This is a genomic window from Thalassospira sp. A3_1, assembly GCF_017744215.1.
Taxonomy (GTDB): domain Bacteria; phylum Pseudomonadota; class Alphaproteobacteria; order Rhodospirillales; family Thalassospiraceae; genus Thalassospira; species Thalassospira lucentensis_A.
Genome location: NZ_JAGHQQ010000003.1, coordinates 619,219 through 634,363 on the forward strand (window position 1 = coordinate 619,219; position 15,145 = coordinate 634,363).

Below are 15,145 nucleotides of genomic sequence, written 5' to 3' on the forward strand. Positions count from 1 at the left end.
CTTGGCTAGGTGACTTCTGATTATCGTTATGCCGTGCTGGCGACGGAGTGCTGCGACACAGGAGTCACAGACATCGGGCGGGTCTCGAGAACCTCCCGGTACTGCGCGAGATGTTGCTCGGCGCAATCGATATAGGTCGGCGGGCGTGGAATTCCCTCGCGCATCCGATCCCAGATTTTGTTGTCGGTAAGAGCATCGACAAGACGGTCAGCAAGGTCTTCGGCACTGCCAACACGGAAATGCAGACCATTAACACCGTCGGTGATTTTTTCAGCCATGCCACCGATATTCGAACAGATCATCGGCCGCCCGTGGAAGAAGGCTTCCTGGATGACGATCGGGGAATTTTCCCACCAGATCGACGGAATGATCGTCCAGTCGGCAAGCTCCATCAGTTTGGGCATTTCGCTGTTCTGATAGGCGCCATAGAACCGGACACGTTCACCGGCCTTCTCGATCAGGTCGTGAACTTTTTCCTGATATTCAACGGGTTGCCGCTCAAGGTTACCACCAAAGATCATCATACGGGCATCATCACCCCAGATGTCGTCAGGTACGCGACCCACCGCATCAAGCAGGATGTCCGCCCCCTTGAACATGGTCAGTTGTCCGAAAAATGCGAACCGTGACCTGCGCGGCTGCGCCTTGGATAATGGGCGTGTATTTGCCGCTTCCTTCACGTCCAAGCCGTTTTCAATCACCGACATCTTGTCACGATCCAGCCCCCAGTCGACAAACCGGTCGGCGAGAAAATCACTGGGCGAAACGTAATGGTCGGCCAGATTAAGCATCGCCTTGATGAACCGTTCCCGACGCAGGAAGGACGCCGGCGAGATATTCTGGAAACAGCCGTTGCATTCAATCGGGCTGGCCCGGTTGCAAAGCTTCGTGCCACCGCTTTTGACCATCTGCCCATGGTTGTGGCAGATCGTCAGGAATTCGTGGAAGGTAAAGAAGATCGCCGCATCGGGCATGGCTTCTCGGATCGCATAGATCGTTTCAAGACCAAGGCCAAGATAGTGATGGAAATGCACCACATCGGGCTCGTAATCACGTACGAACCGCAGCAAATCGCGGTCTATTTCATCGGTATTCCCGTTCGACAGCAGAAAATGATCGTAATTTTCAGCGTGATACAGGATTTCGTTATCTTTCTGGCGCAGGCTCATCAGTGCTGACGCACCATGGCGCGGCACCGGATGACCGACACGGGCCAGATAGAAACTTTCCACCCCGTCCAGTTCGTTCAAACCTTTATGCAGGTTGTAGGAGGCCACTTCGGCCCCGCCCAGCGACATGCTGGGATGTCCGTGCGAAATAATGAGGACACGCAGGTCAGTCGACGGCATGATTGTGGCTCCGCAAATTTGAGACGACCAATGACCAGCGGCGATCGAACGCCCAGCGGTCAAGACGATGCGAAAGTTCCTCCCAGGCGGGTGCGCTTGTTATTGATTGTTCGCTCCCCAGGACTTCGATTTCAGGAATCCACCATGAGGCAGTTCCGCCCATGCGCAGCTTCAGAGCGAGATCGAGCCCCTTCTCCGACGGACCGATATAGCCACGGGTAAAGCCGTTGATGTCTTCAAAAGCCTTGCGTGGCATGATGCAGCATTCCGGAGTTCCGGCGCTGACTTCCGTCGGTTCGGCATCAGACAGAACCGCACGCGGATAGCCGACATACCGATCCGACAGATACTGCCCGTCGACATCGCCTTCGATCCATGTACCTGCCCAACGGACAGAGTCATCTTCAAACAGGATCGTCGGGCAGACGACGCATTTACTGCCCCGCTTGCGATAAGCCGCAAGTAAAGGTTCGAACCATCCCGTGTCGTGCGGCAGAATATGGGCGGAAACAAGAGCAATCGTCTCGGAATTGGTTGAAGCAACCCCGACTTCAAGCGCGTCGCAGAAATCTTCGACACCCTCGGCAAATACGATGCGGACATTAAGCTTGTAAAAGGCTGCCAGTCGCATCATGTCGCTTCCGACCTGATCAAAGCTTTCAGCAGGTCCGGCAATCACAATCGGCAGATGACGCGTGACTTCATCAAGCCCCAGCAAGGCAATTGTCACACCGATATCGCTAATCGTATCGTCAACACCAACTATCAGGGTAACCGGCGCATCTTCATCGAAATTGCCGATATCATGAGTATCAATGGCGAACGGGCTTTGCGCCGTCATATTCTGCAACATCGGGCCAAACTGACGTTCGATACTGTTTGAAGCAGTAACCGAACGCGGGTCAAGGGACGGCAAAACACGCGACAAAGCCTGTCGTGCCGATGCGCGGGTCGGATTTAGCGGACAATAGGCGGGAAACGCATCAGATATGGCCAGTTCCAGATAAACCGGCTGATCGGATGCCGGGGTATCTTCCAGCGGACAGAACACCAGAAAACCATGACTGTTACGTGCCGGGTTAAGCCCCGAGAACATCGGATCATTGACAAAGGCATTGGTGACGTCAGGACGTGATTGGCGGGTCCATCGATCATCAATGCGAACCGCTTCACCACCAACGCGCAACATGACGGTTTCAACCGCGCGGTCAGGATCCAGCATCCAGCCGGAAACCAGAATGCCACTGCCTTCGATTACCAGCGAAAAATCAATCCCGATACGTACAGGCCGATCCAGTTCAGAAACAGTATCGCGTCCGTCAAATCGATGGGCTGCCATACGGATCTGTTCAAGAATATTATCGGGTGCCTTTACCCGATCCAGAACAGAACGAATATGTGCAGGTACGTCTGGCAATGCGACCAATACGCGTTGCTGATAAACCTCGATCGAAAACCAGCCATCACGACCACGGAAATAAACGCGTTGCAGCTTGTTTGGATTGATTCGGGTATCGCCGACCATAAGCCCTGTAACGCCCGTGGCATGTTCGCCAAGATCATCACGCACGAACTCGGCACTCGTTAGCTCGGCCAGAACCGGGCCTTCGTCAATTGCAATAACGCGGGTACGCCCGGTAGGGAAGTTGCTGGACCAGCCCTGTATGTAAATGTCGCCCTCTTCCAAACCGCCAAGAACTTCGATAAAACCGTTACTGCGTGCAGCAATTCGAACAAGAGCCGCCACAGTGCGCAGACGTTTCTTGTTAGGATTGCCCGCCAGAAGGGCTTCAATAACGCCATCGATCACGGTGGCAAATGCCGCCCCGGATTGTTCGGCCACGGCAGACAGAATGGATTCAAGTCCCTGCGACCGGCTTTCAATCCGGTACTCTCCGGGTTGTCCCGGTGCCTTGAACAGGGCCGTTTTCAAGCGGCGCTGCGAGACATTCTGCATCGGCAGAAGTGCAACAAACCCATAAGCAGCTTCAGGCGGGCCATCGGCACGGCGCCAGCTGATGATCGATGCCTGAACCTTGGCATCGGATTGACCGTTCAGGAATACATCGATTGTCGCCGGCATCGCAGCACCGACACCAGCCATAAGCGCAAGCCCGTCATCGACCAAAGCAGCCACAACGGTCCTGCCGTCCAGCGGCATTCCAGACGGTTCAGTCATGCCCTGCCCTCCTTGTTATTTCTTGTGGTTGTGAATTGAAAAACAGCTCGGCCCGATCCGACGACAACACCATTCCAAATGATGGTGGCGAAACATCCGGACTATTGGCCATATCGTTGAGATAGCGGCCATAATCGCTTGCAGCACTGAAACCGGCACTGCGGGTCAAGGCATCACGGTCAATCCAGCCCAAACGCCACGCTGTCTCTTCCGGGCTTCCGATTTTAAGCCCCTGACGTTCTTCAACCGAATAAACGAACTGTGCCGCCTGAAGCAGGCTTGCAGGTGTCCCCGTATCAAGCCAGGCGCAGCCGCGACCAAGCATTTCAACGGTCAGTTCACGGTCTTCGAGATAGCTGCGGTTAAGGTCGGTAATTTCGAGCTCGCCACGTGCGGATGGCACAAGATCTGCAACACGGTCAGGCGCAGTCGCGTCAAAGAAATAAAGCCCCGTCACCGCCAGATTGGATGGCGGGTTCGACGGCTTTTCGATGATATCAAGTGGCTGACCATCCGGATCAAATGCCATCACGCCATAGCGTTCCGGATCACGAACGGCATGAACAAACACCGTTGCACCGGTGTGACGTTTGGCTGCGCCACGCAGTCGCTCACCCAGGCCGTCACCGTGGAACAGATTATCACCAAGGATCAACGCACAGGGTTCACCATTGAGGAATTCTCGTCCGATCAACAGGGCTTCGGCAATACCGTTTGGTGCGTCCTGTTCGGCGTAGGTCAGATTGATACCAAACTGTTTACCATCCCCGAGCAATCCCGCGAACGCATCGGTTTGGCCCTTGGCTGTTATGATCAGTATGTCCCTTATGCCCGCCAGCATAAGGGTGCTGAGCGGATAAAAAACCATCGGCTTATCCCAAACCGGCAACAACTGTTTGCTGGTTGCATGGGTAATCGGCCACAAGCGCGAACCGATCCCGCCAGCAAGAATGATGCCCTTCATGCAACCCTCCTGCCGTGAATACCGGCATGTTGAATGGTGTGGGAAATGCCGTCCTGCCAATGCTGGCAAGGCAGACCCAGGATTTCTTCGATTTTCTGGCAATCAAGAACCGCGTAAACAGGGCGCGGCGCAATATCGGCCAGTTCTGAGGCGCTGCTTGCGGCGATGAGGCTCACATCGGCTTCAAGTTCATCGGCAATGACATGCGCAATCTCGAACGGGCTTGCCGATCCCTTGCCCGCGGCGTGATAAATCCCGCCCGGTACATCGTCGCCATCAAGCACGGCCTTGCAAATCGCGGCGATCTGACCGGCAAGCGCGTATGCCGATGTTGGCGATCCGAACCGGTCGGCGATTGCTCTGACCCGTTCCCCATTGGCAAGCTTGCGTGCAAAGGCATGAACAAAACTTGGTCGTCCGTTGCCGTGCAACCAAGCCGTTCGGAGCACGATGGTCGATGGTGCGGCCATCAAGGCAGCACGTTCGCCCGCGCACTTGGTTGCGCCATACCAATTGATCGGATTGGGTTCGTCATCTTCGTGATAAGCACGGCCTTCCTGACCGGAAAACACGAAGTCGGTCGAAATCTGGATCAGGCGAATGTCCAGTTTACTTGCAATTTCCGCAAGGGTCGAAGGCACTTCGGCATTGATCAGGCGTGCCTCGCTGCGATGGGTTTCTGCGGCATCGACGTCGGTAAAGGCCGCCGCATTAACGATCAGTACCGGTGGTTTCGTCGCCAGAAGCTTTGCGATCCCATTCAGGTTCCCCATGTCGATTTCAGATCGCATCGGGCTCCAGAACGGGATACCAAGTTCGCGCAGATGCGCTTTGCATTCCTGGCCAAGACGACCGGAACCGCCCAGCAACAACACATAACGTCGTGCAGTAAGTTCGGACAAAACGGAATGGGTGATGACTGCCATAATGCCCTGCCTCACCACACCATCGCGCCGATGGAAATCCCGACGGTCACACCGATCAGGCAAGCCAAAACCAAAAGCGGTGTTTTCAGGTCGTTCCGATGCTGCTCGGTAAGTGCGGAAAGCCGTTCGTCGAAGCCGCCAAGTGACTTGTCAAAACGGACAAGGAAAACTTCGAGTTCCTCGACACGGCTGTTCAATTCTTCCTGCCCGGTACGAACCAGTTTCACACCGGCTTCGATCCCGTCATCGGCAGATGCCAGCTCATCCATACGTCTGGATGCATCGACAAGACGCTTGGCCGCTTCGCGCTGACCATTTTGCAAGATGTGCTGGGCTGCCAGCAACCGGTCAAGCCGATCCAAAATCTTGCTAAGGGGTGCATTAACCGCTGATTGCGCCTGCTGTTCGCTTTGCGACGGAATACGCAATTCGATCTGATCACCGGTTTCCGGTGTAATCGCAAAAACGGTAACATTTTCAACGCTGGCTAACGCTGCTTCGGGTAGCTCTGCCTCGAACGCATGGGCACCATCGCCAATACCGTTACGGCGAAGATCAACACGCTCGTTTTCGGCTTTCACGCGCAGCAGGGTATGCCCGTTCAGACGCACGATAACCTCAATGCGCGCATCCGGACGTTCCGGGGACCACACCCAGCCAAACAGACGTTCGCGGTCAATCGCGTCAACGCGGCCCTCGATGGTCGGGATAGCCTGCTCGACATCGGCCTTTGCCGCGTCATTGGCAACCGGTTTTGCAGACGTCGTCTCTGTCAGGTCTTTCTGGGCAATCGCCATGAATGCCTCCTTTTATCTGTGTCAGGCCGCGACGAAATCGGGACGGATCATCTTGCGAAACAGCATGAGGTGCTTTTGCGCGACGTCGTCGATGGCGGCCGGCGGGCGCACATGGCCCGACAGCTTTTTCCAGAGTTTCGGATTGGTGGCGCAGTCCTTCATCACACGGGCCAAATCGGCCGGATCATCGGCACGCACATGAATGCCGTCATGCCCGTCACGGACCATTTCAGCCATGCCACCGATGCCGCTTGTGATGACGGGACGGCCATGCTGGAATGCTTCCTGAATGACCAGCGGGGCATTTTCCCACCAGATTGACGGCACAACGACCCAGTCGACCCGTGACATCAGTTCCGGAATATCAGCCCGTTCATAGGCCCCCATCCGGTGTATTTTCGAACCGGCCACCTCGAAAAGACCGTCGATCTTTTCATTGAAAGCAACCGTCTGAAACGGTGCAGCACCATGAACGCGCAGTTCGAAATCGACATCATCGGCGGCCAGTTTCTGACTGGCTTCAAGTAGCACATCCGCACCTTTCCAGGGGTTCAGGTTGCCGAAGTAACCGAATACATTGGGCATACCCGTGCCCATATCGCGTTTCGGCGCAGCAGGAACCGACGGACGGCCATTGTGCATGACCTCGATCTTTTCAGGATTGATACCCCAATCGATGTAACGGTCACGCAGGAACGCACTGGGCGCCAGGAACCGGTCGACAACACGCAGATGATTGCGCAGATTGACCGACCGCATCGAAAAACGATCCGGTGCAATGCCATCCAGTCCACAACGTTTGCCGAGACGATCCGCTTCCAGATAACGCTGCCGCGTGCCGCGATGGATCATCAGTCCGTCATTGGGACAGATCGGATAATAGTCGTGCAACGTCATCACGATCTGGCAATGCGGCAGGACACGCCGGATCAGCATCGGCAGTTCGATGCCCCAAAGAACCAGATGATGGATATGCACCACATCCGGATCCCACGTTTTCAGAAGCTCGGTGAAATTCGGCGCGACGGCATACAGGTCCGTTTGCGACATGTTGAACCGGTCAAAATGCCCGGCCCAGAACAGCATTTCATCGCCAGCATCATTAATCGCCTGAAAGCTGGTCCCCGGACGGCGTTCACGGTGGATATCGTTGGTCGCACCGACGAAAATAGCTTCGCACCCTGCCCGCTTATAGGCATTGAAAAGATCGTGGGCGAAAATCTCGGTCCCGCCGGGATGCAGGTCGGGATGATTATGTGCCAGAACCATGATACGGGGGTTCATGCGTTCCTCCGCGGTTTTTCAGCAATCAGGAAGTCCTGGTAATGGTTGGACTGATCGCCATGCCAGGTACCGAAACTTTTTGTCATCAGACTAAATCCGGCGGCGCGCATCGCACCGTCGATAAAGCCATCGTCAAAGCCCACAGCCGCCATCGGGTTTTCACCCTTGAGGTGCCAGCATGGCTGGTTTTCAAGTTTTTCCAGACTGGTCAAACGCGGGTCGCAACCGGGCTTTGACAGCTCTTCCGGATCACGGATGACAAATGCTGTTAAAAACAGCTTTCCGCCCGGGCGCAGCACGCGAAACACCTCGGCGCAATAGGTTTCGATTTCTTCAGGCGGCAAGTGGGTTGCCACCGAGATCATTGCCGTGAAATCGAATGCACCGTCCTGAAAAGGCAACCGCATGCCACGCCCGCCGATGGATCCTTCGGGATTGTACAGCGCGTTTTTGACATCCTGTACCTGGAAGCCAAAGTTGGAATAACCTGGCGAGATGGTTCGTTTGCACCACTCGATACCGTTCGCAACCGGATCAATGCCCTCGTAAATCGCCTTGTCCGCATCAAGATACTGGGTCAAAGGCACCGCCATCCGGCCAATACCGCACCCGATATCAAGCACATCGTGATCGGGCATCAACCCTGCACGGCGTACAAAATGCCCAAGGAATTCGGCACCGATGGCACGATAGTCGCCATCGCCGACAAAAACGGCTTCCTCAGGCGGCACCGGCAGAAAACGATTGGCGATGATCTGCTGGCAAAGCCAGTCAAGATGCTGTTCGCCTTTGGCGTCCAGTACCGGTTCATCATGATTGGAAAATGCCAGAACCTGGCTCATGCCGCCTCTCCCTGGTCGTCATCATCCGAAACGCGGTTTTGCGGCCGGTTCTGCGGAACATCGTTTTCATGAAAATCTTCGAGCATGTCGCGCCAACGCGAGGCATGAAGCCACGCATTGTATTGCGTCGCCACGCCGAGCATGTAATCGGTGTGGGTTGAAATCGACTTGCGCTCGAAATGATAAAGGCTGGCGTCGGGGACATATTTGATGTCGAAATCGGCCTTGCGGATCTTAAGGCACAGATCGCTGTCCTCGTAATCGCCGATCACGTAATCCTCGGTAAAGCCACCGACGTCATCGAATGCACCGCGATGCAGCAACATGCAGGCCCCGGTAATTCCCGGAACGGAACGTTCGATATTGGCATCAGGGAACTGATCCGGAAGCCCCTTGTAGAAATGATGATTAAGCCACTGCCCGCGTTCATTTTTGGCAAAATACATTCCCGCGTGCTGCAACGAACCGTCTTCAAACAAAAGCTTCGGCCCCACTGCGGCAACTTCCTGCGGACCACCCATTTTCGATGCGAGCAATTCCAGCCAGCCGATCTGATGGGGAATGACATCGGAATTGAGCATTGCAATCAGGTCCGCACGGGCATGTTCCGCCCCGGAATTGCAGGCACGCGCATAACCACCGTTACGACTCATAACCACCAGACGCATCGGCACGTCGTAAAGCAGATGCAAACCGCGCAGAAGATGTTCGCATTCCTCCGCCTGTTCCGGGGAATCAAGCACATAGATCACGTCGCAATATTGCGAAATCCAAGGGTCACAGGCAAAGGCACCAACCTGCGCACGCAGGAAATCCAGGACCCGATACAGTGGCACGACAATGGAAACCGCCGGCTCCTTGCGCGGTTCACCGAACTCGATGGTCCGGTCAATCTTGGCTGCTGCCAGCAACTTCTGCTGCAAATCACCAATGACCGGTGAGAGGCAGTTTTCAATAATCTCGTCGGTCAGATGTTGCGGCGGGACCGCACGCAGGATGCGGGCCCGTGCCTCGGCCGGATCAATCGGCTGTGCTGTCGGCACCATCAGATGACGGCTGCCAGATGTCAGCCGCATCAAACTGCGCGGCTGCAGGATCGGCACCTGACTTTGGATTTCGCGATAAAATCCGACGAAACCGGTTGCCGAAACGGTACGATCATCATCCATGACATTACCGGCATAACGGTAGAAACCCTCGCCGAATGGATGTGCCGTTCCCTTGCTGTCAAGAATATCGATCCCGGCAATCATTTCAGCCGGATCACGATACCAACCGCCAATCAGGGTGCCGCGTGCCGTGGTTACGGCAAGGTCGACCTCGCCGCTCGGCAATCCGCCGCCACCGGTTACCCGCTGGCTTGAAAGCGGACACCGCAACTGGAATTCAAGGGCGGCCTTGCGGGCCTTGGTGTCGCCACGAGCCATCGCGCCGATGATATATTCGCGCAGATCGGCATCGGATTTGCCGCGCGCCAGCCACCATCGCGACAACGAGGGCAAAACTGGCGTCGCCGCCAGATGGCGAATGGCCAGCGCGCGTCCGCCGGTCACGACGAGATAGGCACCGTTCTCGGTGCCGTCGCGATCAGCGATCATGTAGGTCTGTTTCTTGCCCTGCGGACCTTCGCTGCTTTCATGCGGCGGAAGCGCCAGGCGGCGGAAACCAAAGGAGGAAACGATGTAAACGGCTTCGATTTCGCCAAATGCCACCGGCAGCCCGGCCGAGATCAGGATTTGCTGATCGGACAGCTTCGCGACCGCTTTGGCGCGTTGGGGCGTATCGACAATTTCGGAAACGAGCTTATTGAGGAATATGGTGTAACTTTTGCTGCGGCGGGTGCGGAACATGCTGGCCCATGCACCAAGCAACGCAGACATCAGCGACAATCGCCCTGATGGCGTAACATCTTCCAGCAGCATGCCTGCGCTGGCGAATTCAAAATCACCATCCGGATCAATTGTAATTTCATCTTTGCGGCCAAGGGTCCCTGCTTCAGCCAGAAATGAAACAGGTGCATCTTTGGGTCTGCGGATAACACGCAGCAGGCGGGTTCCTCCGCCGCCAAGAGGCAGACGCAATGTGGCTTGCGGCGAAATTGCTTTGCCTTCGGTAGTTTCAAGCTTGGGCACCGCCCACAAACGGGTCGGCATATCCCATATAAGAAGCAATGTTTCAGGGTTAAGCAGGCAAACTTCCGGCGCGTCACCGGTCGTCCGCACAGCTTCGGACGAGGCAAATTCGAGCATGGCGATTTTCACTTCACAAGAAGTTCAGGGTGACGCCCGCAACATAAGTTGCGGACGCCATCATTCGGATTACTGGACGCTGAAGAAGCTGTCCGGATTGTCCTGGACGTCTTCTGCATCGACATTGTTGAGGGTGATGGAATCCCCATTGCCAAGGTCGATAACAGTGTTGGCGCCATCCTGCGTTGCACGCGCAGCAACATCGTCGGCACTTTCGATGCCGGTGTCGTTGATGTTGTTGCTGATGGAAAGCATGTCTTCGCCAACCGTGAAGTCGAGTACGACGTCGTTACCGCCGCCACCGGTGAAGACAAAGGTATCGCTACCCGAGCCACCGATCATCAGATCGTCACCGGCACCACCGTCAAGGACATCGTCCCCTGCGCCGCCGAGCATAAGATCATTGCCTGCGCCGCCCTGGAGAACATCGTCACCAGAACCGCCCAACATCTGATCATTGCCTTCGCCGCCAAGCATGATGTCATCACCGGATCCACCGATCACGAGATCATCGCCTGCGCCGCCATCGAGGACATCATTGTCCGAACCGCCAAGCATGGTGTCGTCATCGGCACCACCTGACAGAACATCTTCACCGGAGCCACCCATCATCAGGTCGCTGCCGGAATCCCCCATCAGTACATCGTTACCCGATCCACCGAACAGGATGTCGCTACCTTCGCCACCAATGGCAACGTCGTTGCCTGCGCCACCGAACAGGACGTCATCGCCCTCTTCGCCGAACAGAACATCATCATTACCTTGTCCGAAGATTGTATCGTCACCGCCACGTCCAAAAATCACGTCGCTGAAACGAGACCCTAGAAGCGCATCATCAAAGGCGCCGCCTTCGAGAGTTGCCATGTAATCCTCCTTCGTGTCCCAACATTATTGACATCGCGGGGGTTATCCCCTCACGAGAGGTTGGCCGTTCCCTCAAGGCGCTAGAGGCCCCCTGAGATCGGCCACACAGCAACCCTATATTCTTTTCTTTTATCTTAGGAAGATATTCTCGTGTTTTTATTGTGTCAATATTATGGATTAAGGCATGAATTACATTATAATTCCTGAATTATTTCACAAGTATTCATTTTTTATTTGATTTATATTTAGTTTTATTTTTGAACAATACTTGAAAAGAAAAAGCCGCAGACGTTTCAATCTGCGGCTTTCGCGCCTGCAGCATTTCTGAAAATCAGTCCTCGCGGAACGCTTTGCTCATGCTTTCGGTGATCGGATCTACCAGATAGTCAATCGCCTTTCTGGGCGATTTCAGGATCAGAATATCTGCTGGCATACCCGGTCGAATTTCAATGTCATCGCGTTCTGCCAATGCACCAGGGTCAATTGCGGCCCGAACGATGTAATAGGAAGAATCGCGCTGCTCATCGACCGTCTGGTCTGCTGCAACATATTTAACCTCGCCATCAAGTGGCGCCAGGCGACGCTGACTATATGCCGTCAGTTTGATCTGGGCCTTTGACCCGACATGAACCGAATCAATATCCTGGCGATTGATCATCGCCTCGATCAAAAGCGGCTCGTCTTCGGGGATAATATCCATGATCGGCTCTGCCGGACTGATCACACCGCCCGGTGTGCGGACCTGAATATTGGCAACAGTTCCGGCCTGCGGTGCCTTGACCTCCAACCGGTTCAGGACATCTTCACTGGCACGAAGACGCTGGCTGACATCGTTCAATGCCAGTTGGGCTTCCTGAATTTCAGTTGCTATGTCGCTTTGCCATTCCATTTCAATCGACGCAAGATTGATTTCAGCTTCGGCTTTTTGCTGTTCTGCTGCGGCTTTTTGCGCTTTGAACTCGCCCATATCGCCGACAAGATCTGACCAGTTATTCTCGATTTCGACCAACTGGGTACGCGTTGCGAATCCCTTCTCGGCCAACTGGCGAATGCCTTGCAATTGCTCGGCAACCAGCTTTTCCTGCCGGGTGCGGGCATTGATCTGGGAATCAAGCGCACGGGCCTCGGCGTCAAACTGTTCTATCTGTTTGGCCTGAGCATTCCGTTTGGCTTCATAAACCTCGTTACGCTTGCCAAACAGACGCTTTTCATCCTGCAAGATGTCATCAACATATTCCTGTTTCGCATCCATCAATTGCTGCGGAAAGTTGATTTGGTCGCGACCTTCCTGCTCCGCACGAAGGCGTGCAAGTTTTGCAAGAAGTCCATATCTTTCGCCGCGCAACTGCCCGAGTTCGGACTCGCTTCGCGTCCCGTCAAGCAGCATCAAAACCTGGCCCTGCTTTACGCGTTCCCCTTCCTCGACCAGCAGCTTTTTCAAAATGCCGCCCTCGAAATGGTTCACGACCTTTTTGCGGGAATCCACGATTACCGAGCCTGACGCAACCGCAGCGCTATCAAGTTCAGCTGTAAAAGCCCAGGAAAAGAAACCGCCAAACCCAACAGCGATCACAATAATACCTGCCATGATCGGCTTGCGCAGACTTTGGCGAGACGCCGTCCTCTCTTCATCAAGCACCTGATACCATGCAGGTTGCGGATCTTCCGGGATCATGACCTCGCCACGATCATCGACATTGATTACACGGTTCATGCCGCACCCCCGTTTTGCTGATTGCGTTTGATCGACGGCAGGCTTTTGATGTCATTGTCATCCTGCGTCATCGAACGGATCACATCGGTGCGTTCACCAAACTGCTTGACCCGACCATCCTGCATGACAAGCAGCTTGTGGGCGTATTGCATGATGCTTTGGCGGTGCGCGATCAGCACCACCATCGCCCCCGCATCCGCAGCCTGACGTACCGCCCGGATCAGAGACGCCTCGCCTTCGGCATCAAGATTGGCATTAGGTTCATCCAGTACCAGAAGACGGGGCCAGCCATACAATGCACGTGCAAGCGCGATGCGCTGCTGCTGCCCGCCGGACAATGTATGCCGCCCGGCCCCGATCGGCGTGTCATAGCCCAACGGCAAACGACCGATCATTTCATGAACGCCAGCCGCACGGGCTGCATCAATCACCTTGCGCGGATTTGCCTCGCGCATGCGACCGATGTTTTCACGGATGGTTCCGTTCAGAAGTGACACGGATTGAGGAAGATAACCGACCATGTTGCCAAACGATCCGCGTTCCCAAAGATAGGTACTGTGCCCATCAAGAAACACACCGCCTGCCGTCGGCTTTGCAGCCCCCACCAGAACACGTGACAGGGTTGATTTGCCCGCTGCGGATGGCCCGACCACCCCAAGAATTTCGCCGGGATTAAGGTCGAAATTCACACCGCGCAAAACCGGAACATTCGATCCCGGCACCGCATAAACCAGATTGTCGACAACAAGCGGGCCTTCGGAACGCGGCGTTGGTTCTATCTCACGCTCGGACTGACGTTCTTCAAGGATATTTCGAATACGCTTCCATGACGACAGGGCTGAAACCCAAGCCCGCCAATCGCGGGTGACATTATCGAACGGCAACAGAAGACGCCCCATAATGACCGTACCGCCAATCATCGCGCCAGGTGTTGTTTCACCCTGAATGACAAGATATGCACCCATCGCCAGCACACAAATCTGCATGCCGAAACGGGCAGAACGCGAGACAGAATACATCCCCTTGCTACGGGCATTACCGATATCAAGCAGCTCGCTGGCATGGATTTGCGATTGACGCCAACGCATCGCAAGAGCTGGCAACATACCCATCGCCTCGATGGCTTCGGCGTTTGATACGGTTGACCCGATATCGCCGATATTGCGCAGATTGGCATCAGAACCCTCCTTGGTGATCTGGCGTACCAGCAAATCCCCCAACAGGCTAAGCCCGATCAGGATCAGCACCGCCACAAGGCCGGCAATCCCGTAATACGGATGCAGGGCAAACATCACACCAAGGAAAATGGGCGACCAGATCGCTTCAAGCGGTGCACCAATGGTATTGCCATTGATAAAATTACGCAGATCGGACAGGTCGCGCAGAACCTGCGTCCCCTGTACCGACCCTTTTTCAAGCGCGACGCTCATTGCTGCCGAAATCGCAGGCAAGTTCAGGCGACGCAGTAATGATTTGGCCATTTCCTGAAAGATCAGGGCCCGAATGAAATCAAGGATGCCGTATAGAATGATAGCGCCGACCGCAATTGCCAGCAGCAATTTCAGCGTATCGGTGCTTTGACTGTTGATGACGCGATCATGCACCTGAAGCATGAAAAGCGGCACGGTCAGTTGCAGAACATTGATAAAGCCGCTCAGGACCCCGGCCCATCCAAGGCCACGAACAAAAGTGTATCTTGCCTCGCGGATGACGGACTTCGCATCCAGCGACGGTCTGATAGCTTTGCTTTCTGCGGTTTTTGGCGTGTTTTTACGACCAAAATGCATTGATTTTCATCCAATCAGCCAAAAGTCATAGTTTTTCCGCAATCTAATCACATAGTTGCGATGCCATGATGATCTACAATAAAATCAAATATGTCGATCTCATGTTCATGATCTGACAATGTAAAAACAGAATAAGACGAAGTAATTTAAAAATAAAAATACTTTCAAATTACTTCGAAATTACGAGCAA

General features: G+C 54.7%; 11 protein-coding genes. All 11 read right to left on the reverse strand.

What is annotated here, in order from left to right:
- Nucleotides 1–26: 26 nt before the first annotated feature.
- Complete coding sequence (locus J7395_RS16340; RefSeq protein WP_209222423.1) at nt 27–1,349, reverse strand: glycosyltransferase family 4 protein; 1,323 nt, start codon at nt 1,347–1,349, stop codon at nt 27–29.
- The gene (locus J7395_RS16345; protein WP_209222425.1) at nt 1,336–3,528 is read right to left on the reverse strand and encodes a hypothetical protein; all 2,193 of its coding nucleotides are present in this window, start codon (nt 3,526–3,528) and stop codon (nt 1,336–1,338) included. Before J7395_RS16345 ends, J7395_RS16340 begins: the two co-directional genes overlap by 14 nt.
- Nucleotides 3,521–4,492 carry a glucose-1-phosphate thymidylyltransferase RfbA gene (rfbA, locus tag J7395_RS16350; protein ID WP_209222427.1) on the reverse strand — a complete coding sequence of 324 codons (972 nt, stop codon included), beginning with the start codon at nt 4,490–4,492 and terminating at the stop codon, nt 3,521–3,523. Before rfbA ends, J7395_RS16345 begins: the two co-directional genes overlap by 8 nt.
- Nucleotides 4,489–5,418 carry a dTDP-4-dehydrorhamnose reductase gene (rfbD, locus tag J7395_RS16355; protein WP_209222429.1) on the reverse strand — a complete coding sequence of 310 codons (930 nt, stop codon included), beginning with the start codon at nt 5,416–5,418 and terminating at the stop codon, nt 4,489–4,491. The genes rfbA and rfbD overlap by 4 nt, the downstream gene beginning before the upstream one ends.
- Nucleotides 5,419–5,429: 11 nt before the next feature.
- Nucleotides 5,430–6,215: a hypothetical protein gene (locus tag J7395_RS16360; protein WP_114110359.1), complete on the reverse strand. Its 786-nt coding sequence runs from the start codon at nt 6,213–6,215 to the stop codon at nt 5,430–5,432.
- Nucleotides 6,216–6,236: 21 nt separating this feature from the next.
- A complete protein-coding gene (locus J7395_RS16365) occupies nt 6,237–7,499 on the reverse strand; it encodes a glycosyltransferase family 4 protein (RefSeq protein WP_209222431.1) in 1,263 nt (420 codons plus the stop codon).
- Nucleotides 7,496–8,341, reverse strand: coding sequence for a class I SAM-dependent methyltransferase (locus J7395_RS16370; protein WP_209222433.1), 846 nt, complete (start codon nt 8,339–8,341; stop codon nt 7,496–7,498). Before J7395_RS16370 ends, J7395_RS16365 begins: the two co-directional genes overlap by 4 nt.
- Entirely contained in the window at nt 8,338–10,590 is a 2,253-nt protein-coding gene (locus J7395_RS16375; RefSeq protein WP_209222435.1) for a glycosyltransferase, read from the reverse strand. The genes J7395_RS16370 and J7395_RS16375 overlap by 4 nt, the downstream gene beginning before the upstream one ends.
- A 69-nt stretch (nt 10,591–10,659) precedes the next feature.
- Nucleotides 10,660–11,454 carry a calcium-binding protein gene (locus J7395_RS16380; RefSeq protein ID WP_062959699.1) on the reverse strand — a complete coding sequence of 265 codons (795 nt, stop codon included), beginning with the start codon at nt 11,452–11,454 and terminating at the stop codon, nt 10,660–10,662.
- Nucleotides 11,455–11,785: 331 nt separating this feature from the next.
- Entirely contained in the window at nt 11,786–13,168 is a 1,383-nt protein-coding gene (locus tag J7395_RS16385) for an HlyD family type I secretion periplasmic adaptor subunit (RefSeq protein WP_062949233.1), read from the reverse strand.
- Entirely contained in the window at nt 13,165–14,955 is a 1,791-nt protein-coding gene (locus tag J7395_RS16390; RefSeq protein ID WP_209222437.1) for a type I secretion system permease/ATPase, read from the reverse strand. Before J7395_RS16390 ends, J7395_RS16385 begins: the two co-directional genes overlap by 4 nt.
- Nucleotides 14,956–15,145 lie beyond the last annotated feature (190 nt).

Excerpts from the sequence above, each read along its gene's own strand:
- J7395_RS16360 (WP_114110359.1), bottom strand. The coding sequence starts at position 6,215 with ATGGCGATTGCCCAGAAAGACCTGACAGAGACGACGTCTGCAAAACCG.
- J7395_RS16385 (WP_062949233.1), bottom strand. The coding sequence starts at position 13,168 with ATGAACCGTGTAATCAATGTCGATGATCGTGGCGAGGTCATGATCCCG.
- J7395_RS16340 (WP_209222423.1), bottom strand. The coding sequence starts at position 1,349 with ATGCCGTCGACTGACCTGCGTGTCCTCATTATTTCGCACGGACATCCC.
- J7395_RS16345 (WP_209222425.1), bottom strand. The coding sequence starts at position 3,528 with ATGACTGAACCGTCTGGAATGCCGCTGGACGGCAGGACCGTTGTGGCT.
- J7395_RS16375 (WP_209222435.1), bottom strand. The coding sequence starts at position 10,590 with ATGCTCGAATTTGCCTCGTCCGAAGCTGTGCGGACGACCGGTGACGCG.
- J7395_RS16370 (WP_209222433.1), bottom strand. The coding sequence starts at position 8,341 with ATGAGCCAGGTTCTGGCATTTTCCAATCATGATGAACCGGTACTGGAC.
- J7395_RS16390 (WP_209222437.1), bottom strand. The coding sequence starts at position 14,955 with ATGCATTTTGGTCGTAAAAACACGCCAAAAACCGCAGAAAGCAAAGCT.
- rfbD (WP_209222429.1), bottom strand. The coding sequence starts at position 5,418 with ATGGCAGTCATCACCCATTCCGTTTTGTCCGAACTTACTGCACGACGT.
- rfbA (WP_209222427.1), bottom strand. The coding sequence starts at position 4,492 with ATGAAGGGCATCATTCTTGCTGGCGGGATCGGTTCGCGCTTGTGGCCG.
- J7395_RS16365 (WP_209222431.1), bottom strand. The coding sequence starts at position 7,499 with ATGAACCCCCGTATCATGGTTCTGGCACATAATCATCCCGACCTGCAT.
- J7395_RS16380 (WP_062959699.1), bottom strand. The coding sequence starts at position 11,454 with ATGGCAACTCTCGAAGGCGGCGCCTTTGATGATGCGCTTCTAGGGTCT.